General features: G+C 72.6%; 6 protein-coding genes. All 6 read right to left on the bottom strand.

Annotation, left to right across the window (positions count from 1 at the left end; genetic code table 11):
• Positions 1–89: 89 nt before the first annotated feature.
• The 6 genes from KSNIM_RS14305 to KSNIM_RS14280 all read right to left on the bottom strand — a co-directional run bounded on the left by KSNIM_RS14305 (position 90) and on the right by KSNIM_RS14280 (position 11,369).
• Positions 90–1,298 carry an acetate kinase gene (locus KSNIM_RS14305; protein WP_263103600.1) on the bottom strand — a complete coding sequence of 403 codons (1,209 nt, stop codon included), beginning with the start codon at positions 1,296–1,298 and terminating at the stop codon, positions 90–92.
• Entirely contained in the window at positions 1,295–3,427 is a 2,133-nt protein-coding gene (gene pta / locus KSNIM_RS14300; RefSeq protein ID WP_263103599.1) for a phosphate acetyltransferase, read from the bottom strand. The genes KSNIM_RS14305 and pta overlap by 4 nt, the downstream gene beginning before the upstream one ends.
• Before the next feature lie 147 nt (positions 3,428–3,574).
• Positions 3,575–5,926: a 1,4-alpha-glucan branching protein GlgB gene (gene glgB / locus KSNIM_RS14295; RefSeq protein ID WP_263103598.1), complete on the bottom strand. Its 2,352-nt coding sequence runs from the start codon at positions 5,924–5,926 to the stop codon at positions 3,575–3,577.
• A 30-nt stretch (positions 5,927–5,956) separates the two neighbouring features.
• Positions 5,957–7,450 (bottom strand): maltokinase N-terminal cap-like domain-containing protein, encoded by a 1,494-nt coding sequence (locus KSNIM_RS14290; protein ID WP_411543710.1) that lies wholly within the window; start codon positions 7,448–7,450, stop codon positions 5,957–5,959.
• A gap of 263 nt (positions 7,451–7,713) precedes the next feature.
• Positions 7,714–9,417: a maltose alpha-D-glucosyltransferase gene (gene treS, locus KSNIM_RS14285; protein WP_030272501.1), complete on the bottom strand. Its 1,704-nt coding sequence runs from the start codon at positions 9,415–9,417 to the stop codon at positions 7,714–7,716.
• Entirely contained in the window at positions 9,414–11,369 is a 1,956-nt protein-coding gene (locus tag KSNIM_RS14280) for an alpha-1,4-glucan--maltose-1-phosphate maltosyltransferase (protein ID WP_263107953.1), read from the bottom strand. Before KSNIM_RS14280 ends, treS begins: the two co-directional genes overlap by 4 nt.
• Between the last annotated feature and the right edge of the window lie 524 nt (positions 11,370–11,893).

Raw genomic sequence — 11,893 nt, 5'->3', positions numbered from 1 at the left:
TCCGTTCGAGTTATCGGTGCATCACGCCCGAACCAGGAGAAATCGTCAACGAACCATCCCGAGGGGTGGGACGCTGACGGGATGTCATCTCAAATGCCGTCGTGCACCAGCGCGAAGGCCTGGCGGGCGATCTCCAGCTCCTCGTCGGTGGGCACCACCGCGACCGCCACCCGGCCGTGCTCGGGCGAGATCATCCGCGCCGCACCCGAGCGCACCGCGTTCAGCGCCGGGTCCACCTCGATGCCCAGCGCCGACAGCCCCGCGCAGGCCGCCTCCCGGACGGGCGCCGCGTTCTCGCCCACCCCCGCGGTGAACACCACCGCGTCCACCCGGCCCAGCACCGCGTAGTACGCCCCGATGTACTTGCGCAGCCGGTGCACGTACACGTCGAAGGCCAGCTGCGCGTCCTCGTCGCCCTCACCGGCCCGGCGCAGCACCTCGCGCATGTCGTTGTCCCCGCACAGGCCGATCAGGCCGCTGCGCCGGTTCAGCAGGTCGTCGATCTCATCGATCGTCAGACCGCCCACCCGGTGCAGGTGGAAGACCAGGCCCGGGTCGGCGTCCCCGGAGCGGGTGCCCATGACCAGACCCTCCAGCGGCGTCAGGCCCATGGACGTCTCCACGCACACCCCGCCCGCCACCGCCGAGGCGGAGGCCCCGTTGCCCAGGTGCAGCACGATCACGTTCAGCTCGGCCGGGTCGCGGCCGAGCAGCCGGGCGGCCGCCCGCGAGACGTACTGGTGCGAGGTGCCGTGGAAGCCGTAGCGGCGCACCCGGTGCTGCTCGGCCGTCTTCCGGTCGATCGCGTAGGTGGCCGCGGCCTCCGGCAGCGTGCTGTGGAAGGCGGTGTCGAACACCGCGACCTGCGGCAGGTCCGGCCGCAGCGCACGGGCCACCTCGATCCCGGTGATGTTCGCCGGGTTGTGCAGCGGCGCCACCGGGATCAGCCGGCGGATCTCCGCCACCACCTCGTCGTCGATCAGGGTCGGCGCGGCGAACCGCTGCCCGCCGTGCACCACCCGGTGGCCGATCGCCGCGAGGCCGGGGGAGCCCAGCCCCAGGTCGTCCGCGGCGAGCTCCTCGGCGACCGCGGCCAGTGCCGCCGTGTGGTCGGCGAACACCTCCAGCCGCTCGCGCCGCTCGCCCGCCGGCCCGGTGTGCACCAGCCGGCCGTTCACCTCGCCGATCCGCTCCACCAGCCCGGCCGCCGCACGCGAGCCGTCCAGCATGTCGATCAGCTGGTACTTCACCGAGGACGACCCGGCGTTCAGCACGAGGACCAGCGTCGATTCGGTCACTGCTCGGCTCCTTCGGCGGGGCGCTGCGACTGGATGGCGGTGATCGCGACGGTGTTCACGATGTCCTCGACGAGCGCGCCGCGCGACAGGTCGTTGACCGGCTTGCGCAGGCCCTGCAGCACCGGGCCGACCGCCACCGCCCCGGCCGAACGCTGCACCGCCTTGTACGTGTTGTTGCCGGTGTTCAGGTCGGGGAAGACCAGTACGGTCGCCCGGCCCGCCACCTCGGAGCCGGGCAGCTTGGTCGCCGCCACGTACGGGTCCACCGCGGCGTCGTACTGGATCGGCCCCTCGACCAGGATGTCCGGGCGCGCCCGGCGGACGAGCTCCGTCGCCTCCCGCACCTTGTCCACGTCCGCACCGGACCCGGAGGTGCCCGTCGAGTACGAGAGCATCGCGACCCGCGGCTCCACCCCGAACTGCGCCGCCGTCTCCGCGGACTGCACCGCGATGTCGGCCAACTGCTGCGCGTCCGGGTCCGGATTCACCGCGCAGTCGCCGTACACCAGCACCCGGTCGGCCAGGCACATGAAGAACACCGAGGAGACGATCGCCGCACCGGGCGCCGTCCTGATCACCTCGAAGGCCGGCCGGATGGTCGCCGCGGTCGAGTGCACCGCACCGGACACCATGCCGTCGGCGATGCCCTCCTGCACCATCAGCGTCCCGAAGTACGAGACGTCGGTGACCACGTCCAGGGCGCGCTCGAGCGTCATGCCCTTGTGCGCCCGCGTCCTGGCGTACAGCTCGGCGAAGCTCTCGCGCAGCGGACTGGTCGCCGGGTCGACGATCCGCAGCCGGGCCCGGTCCGCGGACTCCTCCGGATGCGGCAGCTCCAGACCCAGCGACGCCGCCCGCCGCTGCACCGCCTCCCGCTCGCCCAGCAGGGTCAGGTCGCAGATGTTGCGGCGCAGCAGCACCTCCGCCGCCCGCAGCACCCGCTCCTCGGTGCCCTCCGGCAGCACGATGTGCCGGCGCTGCGCCCGGGCCCGCTCCAGCAGCGCGTGCTCGAACATCATCGGGGTCACCCGCTCGGAGGGCGACAGCTCGATCCGCCTGGTCAACTCCGCGGTGTCCACATGGAGTTCGAACAGGCCCAGGGCGGTCTCGGCCTTCCGGTGGCTGTCAGGACCGATCCGGCCCTCCAGGTGGGTCAGTGCGGCCGCGGTCAGCCAGCTGCCCTCCGGCACCACCGCGACCGGCGTCCCCGGGGCGAGCCGCGCCGCCAGCGCCATCACGTTCGGCCCCGGGTGCTGCCCGAGGGTGAGCAGCACGCCCGCGATCGGCGGCGCCCCCGCGGCGTGCGCCGCCAGCGAGCCGATCAGCAGGTCCGCCCGGTCGCCCGGGGTCACCACCAGGGCGCCCTCGGTCAGCGCGTCGAGGAAGGTCGGCAGCATCGCGCCGCCGAAGACGAAGGAGCGCACGTCCCGGGCCAGGCCCGCGGCATCGCCCAGCAGTACCTCGGCACCGGTCGCGTCGACCAGCTGCGCCACGGTCGGCGCCGACAGCGAGGGCTCCTCCGGGATCACGTACACCGGCACCGGGAGCTTCTCGCTCAGCGTCCGCTGGATCCGCTGCTTCGTGGAGGGGGCGACCCGGTTGGCGATCATCGCGAGGGCGGAGCAGCCGAGGTCGGTGTAGGCCCGGTGGGCGTTGCGGACCTCCGCGACCACCGCCTGCGCGTCCTCGTCCTGGCCGCCGACGACCGGCAGCACCCAGGCGCCGAACTCGTTGGCGAGGCGGGCGTTGAAGGCCAGCTCGTCCGGGATGTTGGTGCCGGAGAAGTCGGTGCCCAGCACCAGCACCGCCTGGCAGCGCCGCTCGACCGCCCGGAACCGGTCCACCAGCACCGACACCAGCTCGTCCTGGCCCTGTGCGGCCTGCAGGGCGGCGGCCTCCTCGTAGGAGAGGCCGTACAGGTCGTCCGCCGGCAGCTCGACCCGGTAGCGGGAGCGCAGCAGCTCGACGACGTGGTCGGAGCCCTTCTCGCCGGGCTCGTCCGCGTGCACCAGCGGCCGGAAGACGCCGACGGCGTCCACCTGGCGGGCCAACAGTTCCATGACCCCGAGTTCGACGGCCTGGCGGCCGTCCCCCCGGTCGATTCCGGTCACGTACACGCTGCGGGCCACGCGGCTCACTCCGTCCTGCCGTCCGGAAAGCGGTCACTGTTGACCTTACCCGGGCAGGTGTTCCCCTGCGGACGCGGGCGTACGGGGGAGGAAGCGGCCGGGCCCCGGGGCGGATCGCCCCGGGGCCCGGCGGTCGCGCGGGCCGCGTCAGGCGGGCCGGAACCAGAGGGTGGCGAGCGGCGGGAGGACCAGCTCGGCGCTGCGCTCCTGGCCGTTCCACGCGATGGCCTCGGCCTTGACGGGATGCGAGTTGCCGAGGCCGCTGCCGCCGTACTCCTCGGCGTCGGTGTTCAGCGCCTCCTCCCACAGCTGGTCGCCGCCGGGCAGCTCCGGCAGGCCGACGCGGAAGCCGTGCCGGACCACCGGGGAGAAGTTGCAGACCGCGACCAGCGGGGTGCCGTCGGCCGCGTACCGGACGAAGGACAGCACGTTGTCGTCGGCCGCTCCGCCGTCCAGCCAGCGGAAGCCGGCCGGCACGGTGTCCTGCTCCCAGAGCGCAGGGGTGTCGAGGTAGGTGCGGTTGAGCGCGCCGACCAGACGGCGCACCCCGAGGTGGTCCTCGGCGGCCGGCCAGTCGTCCGCGAGCACCCACCACTGCGGGCCGTGCTCGTGGTCCCACTCGGCGCCCTGTGCGAACTCCTGCCCCATGAAGAGCAGTTGCTTGCCCGGGTGGGCCCACATGAAGCCCAGGTACGCCCGGTGGTTGGCCCGCTGCTGCCACCAGTCACCGGGCATCTTGGCGACCAGCGCCTGCTTGCCGTGCACCACCTCGTCGTGGGAGATCGGCAGCACGTAGTTCTCGGAGTAGGCGTACACCATCGAGAAGGTCATCTCGTTGTGGTGGTACTTGCGGTGCACCGGCTCCTTGGACATGTACACCAGCGAGTCGTGCATCCAGCCCATGTTCCACTTCAGGCCGAAGCCGAGGCCGCCGCTGTCGGTGGGCCGGGTGACGCCGTCCCAGGCGGTGGACTCCTCGGCGATGGTGACCACACCGGGGCAGCGGCGGTAGACCGTCGCGTTCATTTCCTGAAGGAACGAGGCGGCGTCGAGGTTCTCCCGGCCGCCGAAGGCGTTCGGCGCCCAGGCGCCGCCCTCGCGCGAGTAGTCGAGGTAGAGCATGGAGGCGACGGCGTCCACCCGCAGGCCGTCGACGTGGAACTCCTCGCACCAGTACACCGCGTTGGCGACCAGGAAGTTCCGCACCTCGGTGCGGCCGTAGTCGAACTCCAGGGTGCCCCAGTCCGGGTGCTCGGCCCGCAGCGGGTCGGCCGGCTCGTAGAGCGGCTCGCCGTCGAACCGGGCGAGGCCGAAGTCGTCCTTGGGGAAGTGCGCGGGCACCCAGTCGACGATCACGCCGATGCCGGCCCGGTGCAGCGCGTCGACCAGGTACTTGAAGTCGTCCGGGCCGCCGAGCCGGGCGGTCGGCGCGAAGAAGCCGGTGACCTGGTAGCCCCAGGAGCCGCCGAACGGGTGCTCCATCACCGGCATGAACTCGACGTGGGTGAAGCCGAGGCCCGCGAGGTAGCCGGGCAGCACCTCGGCGATCTCGCGGTAGTTCGTCAGGTCCGGCCGCCAGGACGCCAGGTGCAGCTCGTAGACGGACATCGGCGCCGTGTGGTGCACGGTGCCGGCCCGCCGGGCCATCCAGTCCCCGTCGCCCCAGGTGTGGTGCGAGGTGTGCACCACGGAGGCGGTCTCGGGAGGGCACTGGGCGGCCCGGGCCATCGGGTCGGCCTTCTGCAGCACCCAGCCCTGCCGGGTGCGGATCTCGTACTTGTAGGTGGCGCCCTCGGCGAGGCCGGGGACGAACACCTCCCAGATGCCGGACGAGCCGAGCGAGCGCATCGGGTGGCCGGTGCCGTCCCAGTGGTTGAAGTCGCCGACCAGCCGCACGCCGACCGCGTTCGGCGCCCACACGGCGAAGGACGTGCCCGCCACGCCCCCGACCTCGCGGACGTGGCTGCCGAGCACCCGCCACAGCTGCTCGTGCCGGCCCTCGGAGATCAGGTGCAGGTCGAGCTCGCCGAGGGTGGGCGCCGCCCGGTAGCCGTCCTCCTGCTCCAGCGGCTCACCGCCCGGGTAGCTCACCTGCAGCCGGTACGCCGGGAACTCCCGGCCCACCAGCAGCCCGGTGAACAGGCCGGACTGCTGGTGGGTCAACTCCGCCGGGCCCTGGTCCGTCAGCACCACGACCCGCTCAGCGAACGGGCGCAGCACCCGGATCGCGGTGCCGTCCAGGGTGGCGTGCGCGCCGAGCAGGGCGTGCGGGTCGTGGTGCACGCCGGAGACCAGCCGGTCCACCTCGGCCGGCGGCAGCGGTGCCTCCGGCAGCCGCAGCGAGGAGGACGCCGACGGGCCGGACCGCGGCGGCGCCACGGGCTCGCGCCGCTTGGCCGCCCGGGCCCGGCGGGCGGGTGCGGACGCGCCGGCGCCCGCCCGGAAGGTGGGGGGCACGGCGGTGGTGGAGCTGTCGTGCGTGGGGCCGAGCGGGTTCACGTCGGGTCCTCCAGGAGGCGGGTCGGGGCGTCAGACGGTCAGGGCCAGACGGTTGATGGCGGCCAGCGGGATCGGCAGCCAGCTCGGGCGGTGCCGGGCCTCGTACACGACCTCGTACACCGCCTTGTCGATCTCCAGGGCCCGCAGCAGCTCCGGCGCGGTGGCCGGGTCCATCCCGCCGCCGGCCGTGTAGCCCGCGCAGTACGCGGCCCGGTTGCGGGCCGCCCAGGCGTTGGCGAGGTGGGCCAGCTCCGGGTCGGGGCCCGGGGTCCCGGCCAGCAGGTGCGCGGCCGCGTAGTCGAAGGAGCGCAGCATCGCCGCCACGTCCCGCAGCGCCGGCTGCGGCAGCCTGCGCTCGGCCAGCGGCTTCGCCGGCTCGCCCTCGAAGTCCAGCAGCACCCAGCCGTGCGGGGTCCGCATCGCCTGGCCGAGGTGCAGGTCGCCGTGGATCCGCTGGACGGGCAGGCCCTCCAGGTGGTCCGCGGTGAGCTGCTGGAACGCCGCGCGCAGCGCCGAGCGGTAGCGCAGCAGGCCGGGCACCGCGGCGACCGCGCTGTCCAGCCGGTCGGCCATCGCGCAGGCCAGCCGGCCGGTCTCGTCCCGGTCGAGGCGGGCGGTGGGCATCGAGCGGGCCAGCACCCGGTGCACCTCGGCGGTCGCCCGGCCGAGCCGGTGCGCCTCGACCGCGAAGTTGCCCGGCGACGGGTCGCCCTTGAGCCGGGCCACCTGGTCGAGGGCGAGCTCCCAGCCGTCCTCGGCGTCCGGCAGGTAGCGCTGGAGCAGGCCGAGAGTGGCCGGTTCCGAGCGCTCCAGCCGGGACTCGAACCAGGCGGCGACCCGCGGGATGCGGGTGGAGCCGGCCCGGGAGAGCGCCAGTGACAGTTCGAGGTCCGGGTTGGTGCCGGGGCTGATCCGGCGGAACAGCTTGAGGATGAAGGAGGTCCCGTAGATCACCGAGCTGTTGGACTGCTCGGCCGTGGAGGCCCGGCCGGGCAGGTTGCTCGGCAGGCCGGGGCCCGGCGTGCGCCGGAAGGAGAGCGCGCCGAACCGGTCGCCGGTGGCGAGGTGCTCCAGCAGCCGGCCGGTCAGCTCCGGGTCGTGCACCGCGTCGTAGAGCACCGCGCCGTCGTGCGGGCCGCCGCCGGCCAGCCTGCCGAGGACGGCGCCGGGGCCGATCCCGGACGGGTCCTTGGAGCGGATGCCCAGCAGCAGCTGGTAGATGTCCCCCTGGGCGGCCGCCCCGGTGCCGTGCTCCACCCGCAGCAGCAGGTGCAGCAGGGTCGGGTCGCCGACCTGCAGCGGGGTGCCCACCACCGGGGTGAGCCCGCTGATCGCGCGCCCCTTGCCGGCGTACCAGCGCTGGGTGGGGAGCCAGTCGGCGATCAGCGGCAGGGCGGCGCCCACGAGCTCGCTGACACCCGCGGTGGTTCTCCGCCCCGTGGTCCCGCGCGCGCCGACGGGCCCGGGGGCGCCGTCGGGTAGGTCGCGGTGCACGTGGGCTTGAGAACGGGAGGTTTCGGACATGACTCCCTTTCCCCGGAAGCGGGCCGGCTGCCCGAGGTCGTCACCGGGCCTGTCAGTCTTCCGGATTTCGGCGGCGCGGCGGCGGAGGCACGCGAGCGGGGCTCGGGTGTCACGCCATAGTGTGGGTGGCCGTTGGGCTGTTCTCCGTACGCAATGGTGCGAAGACCCCTGCGGGGCGCGGGGGTCGTGACTCTCGCGCCCCGCAGGGTGGTCGCCTCGGACCTGGCTGGTGGATCGTTACTTCGGGTGCCGGGCGGCCGCCGCTACTTGATTCCGGGCTTCCTGAGCTGGAACCAGTAGAAGCCGTGCCCGGCAAGAGTGAGCAGGTAGGGCCACTCACCGATGGACGGGAAGCGCACGCCGCCGATCAGCTCGACCGGGTAGCGCCCCCCGTACCGCCGCAGGTCCAGTTCGGTCGGCTGCGCGAACCGCGAGAAGTTGTTCACGCACATGACCAGGTCTCCCTCGTGCTCGCGCACGAAGGCCAGCACCGCGGGGTTGCTGGAGGGCAGCTCGGTGTAGCTGCCGAGGCCGAACGCAGGGTTGAGCTTGCGGATCTCGATCATGCGACGCGTCCAGTGCAGCAGGGAACTCGAACTGCTTTGCTGCGCTTCGACGTTGGTCACCTGAAAGCCGTACACCGGGTCCATGATGGGCGGCAGACTGAGCCTGCCCGGGTCGGCGGAGGAGAAACCCGCGTTGCGGTCCGGCGTCCACTGCATCGGGGTGCGGACGCCGTCCCGGTCGCCGAGCCAGATGTTGTCGCCCATGCCGATCTCGTCGCCGTAGTAGAGCACCGGCGAACCGGGCAGCGAGAGCAGCAGGGCGGTGAAGAGCTCGATCTGGTTCCGGTCGTTCTCCAGCAGCGGCGCGAGCCGCCGGCGGATGCCCACGTTGGCCCGCATCCGCGGGTCCTTCGCGTACTCCGCGTACATGTAGTCGCGCTCCTCGTCGGTGACCATCTCCAGGGTCAGCTCGTCGTGGTTGCGCAGGAAGATGCCCCACTGACAGCCGGAGGGGATCTCCGGCGTCTTGGCGAGGATCTCCGAGACCGGGTAGCGCGACTCCCGGCGGACGGCCATGAAGATCCGCGGCATGACCGGGAAGTGGAACGCCATGTGGCACTCGTCGCCGCCGGAGGCGAAGTCCCCGAAGTAGTCGACGACGTCCTCGGGCCACTGGTTGGCCTCGGCCAGCAGCACCGTGTCCGGGTAGTCCGCGTCGATCTCCTTGCGGAGCCGCTTGAGGAACTCGTGGGTCTCCGGCAGGTTCTCGCAGTTGGTGCCCTCCCGGGCGTACAGGTAGGGGACCGCGTCCAGCCGGAACCCGTCGATGCCGAGGTCCAGCCAGAACCTCAGGGCCGCGATCACCTCCTCCTGCACCCGCGGGTTGTCGTAGTTGAGGTCCGGCTGGTGGGAGAAGAACCGGTGCCAGAAGTACTGCTTGCGGACCGGGTCGTACGTCCAGTTGGAGGTCTCGGTGTCGACGAAGATGATGCGGGCGTCGGGGTACTGCTTGTCGTCGTCGGCCCACATGTAGAAGTCCCCGTACGGCCCGTCCGGGTCGTTGCGGGACGCCTGGAACCACGGGTGCTGGTCGCTGGTGTGGTTGACCACGAAGTCGATGATCACCCGCATGCCGCGGGCGTGGGCGGCGTCGACGAACTCGACGAAGTCGGCGAGGTCGCCGAACTCCGGCAGCACCGACTTGTAGTCGGCCACGTCGTACCCGCCGTCCCGCAGCGGGGAGGCGAAGAAGGGCGGCAGCCAGAGGCAGTCCACCCCCAGCCACTGCAGGTAGTCGAGCTTCGAGGTGAGCCCCTTGAGGTCACCCACGCCGTCGCCGTTGCTGTCCTGGAAGGAACGGACCAGGACCTCGTAGAAGACCGCGCGTTTGAACCACTCCGGGTCGCGGTCCCTGGCCGGCGTTTCGGCGAAGGTGTCGGGAACGGGCTCGTTGACTGTCACTGAGGGTGCCTCCGGACGGTGAGGAGGTGGGCCGGCTCGGTGGATGGGTCGAGCCGGACGTAGTTGCGGCGACCCCAGTCGTAGGTGGCGCCGGTGAGCTCGTCGTGCACCGTCAGCGGCAGGTCCGAGTCCAGGGTCACGGTCGCCTCCTGGACGTGGTGCGGGTCCAGGTTCACCACGGTGATCACGTGGTCCTCGATGCCGTCCTCGCTGGTCGCCCGCTTGGAGTACGCGATGACCTGGTCGTTGTCCGTGGGGTGGAAGCGCAGGTCGCGCAGCTGCTGCAGGGCGGGGTGGCGCCGGCGGAGCCGGTTGAGGGCGGTGAGGAGCGGGGCGAGGGAGTCCTGCCGGCTCCAGTCGCGCGGGCGCAGCTCGTACTTCTCGGAGCGCGCGTACTCCTCCGACCCGGGGTGGACGGGCTCGTTCTCGTAGTGCTCGTAGCCCGCGTAGACGCCGTAGCTGGGGGCGAGGGTCGCGGCCAGCACGGCGCGGACGGCGAACGCGGCCGGGCCGCCCTGCTGCAGGTACTCGTGCAGGATGTCCGGGGTGTTGGCGAAGAAGTTGGGCCGCATGTACGAGGCTGCGTCACCGGTGAGTTCGGTGAGGTACTCGGTGAGTTCCTGCTTGGTGTTGCGCCAGGTGAAATAGGTGTACGACTGGTGAAATCCGATCTTCCCCAGGGTGTGCATCATCGCCGGGCGGGTGAACGCCTCGGCCAGGAAGATCACGTCCGGGTCGGTCCGGGCGATGTCGCCGAGCACCTTCTCCCAGAACGCCACCGGCTTGGTGTGCGGATTGTCCACGCGGAAGATCCGCACCCCGTGGCCCATCCAGAAGCGCAGGACACGAATCGTCTCCTTGACCAGCCCGTCGAAGTCCTGGTCGAAGTTGATCGGGTAGATGTCCTGGTACTTCTTCGGCGGGTTCTCGGCGTGGGCGATGGTGCCGTCGAGGCGGTGGCTGAACCACTCGGGGTGCTTGTTGACCCAGGGATGGTCGGGGGAGCACTGCAGGGCGAAGTCGAGCGCGACCTCCAGCCCCAGCGAGCCGGCCTCGGCGACGAAGCGGTCGAAGTCCTCCAGCGTGCCGAGGTCCGGGTGGACGGCGTCGTGGCCGCCCTCCGGCGAGCCGATCGCCCAGGGGGAGCCGACGTCGTGCGGACCGGCCGTCAGGGCGTTGTCCGGGCCCTTGCGGTAGGCGCGGCCGATCGGGTGAATCGGCGGCAGGTAGACCACGTCGAAGCCCATGGCGGCGACCGCGGGCAGCCGCTCGGCGGCGGTGCGCAGTGTGCCGGAGACCGGCGGCTGCACGCCGGAGGGGTCGACCACGGCACCCTCGGAGCGCGGGAAGAACTCGTACCAGGCGCCGTACAGCGCCCGCTTGCGGTCCACCTGGAGCGGCAGCGGGCGGGTGGCGCTGACCAGTTCGCGCAGCGGATGGCGTTCGAGCAGGGCGAGCACCTCGGGCGCGAGCGCGGCCGCGTAGCGGCTCAGCGGGGGCAGGCCGGCGTCGCGCAGCGCGTCCACCGCGGCCAGCACGTGCGCCCGGCCCTCCTTCTTCGGCACCCCGGCAGCGGCCCGCTCCAGTAGCTGGGCGCCCTCCTCCAGGACGAGCGCGGTGTCGATGCCGGCCGGGAGCTTGACCGCGGCGGTCCTCCGCCAGGTGGCGACCGGGTCGCTCCAGGCCTCCACCAGGTAGGACCAGCGGCCGGGCGCCGTCGGGGTGACGTGCGCGCCCCAGCGGTCGGTGCCGGGGGCGAGTTCGCGCATCGGCGTCCACGGGCCGCTGCGGCCCCGGGGGTCGCGGAGCACCACGTTGGCGTTCACCGCGTCGTGGCCCTCGCGGAAGACGGTGGCGGTGACCTGGAAACTCTCGCCCTCGACCGCCTTGGCCGGGCGCCGCCCGGAGTCGACGAGGGGGCTGACGTCCAGGACGGGGATGCGGCCGATCACGGTGTCGCTCTCTGTCTTGCGGGTGGTGCTCTTGCGGGCGGTGGTCTTCTTCGCCGTGGTTTTTTTCGCCGCGGTCTTCTTCGCGGCGGCCGTCGCGGCGGCCGTCGTGGCGGCGGTCTTCCTGGCGGCGGTCTTCCTGGCCGGGGCCTTCTCGGCGGCCGTCGTCGTGGTCCTCGTGGTGGTCGTGGACCCGGTGGCGGCCCTGCCGGTGGTGGTCCTGCGGCCCCCGGTCCGCTCGGCCGCGGGGGCGGCCGGTGCGGTGCTGCGGGCGGCGCGCGGGGCCGGCAGCGGCGGCTCCGTGGTCGGCGGTGTGTCGGGGCCCTCCGTCGTTGCGGTGGACTGGTCCCGCGTGTCGCCCTGCATGCCAAACTCCTGCCCGAATCGGCGGCGGCTCCCGACGGCCTGTGCGGTGCCGGGGGAGTACCGGGAGGACTGTGGGGTGGGGTGGCCGTGCGTTCGGAACGGTGCCGTGCCGGCGGGCCCGGCGCCCCGACCGCCGGCCGGCGCGGCCCGTCCCGCGAGGC

Origin of the sequence: Kitasatospora sp. DSM 101779 (genome assembly GCF_025655475.1) — a bacterium.
Lineage (GTDB): Bacteria > Actinomycetota > Actinomycetes > Streptomycetales > Streptomycetaceae > Kitasatospora.
Note: the sequence above shows the minus strand (reverse complement) of the source record. Positions and strands in the feature narration are given on the sequence as shown.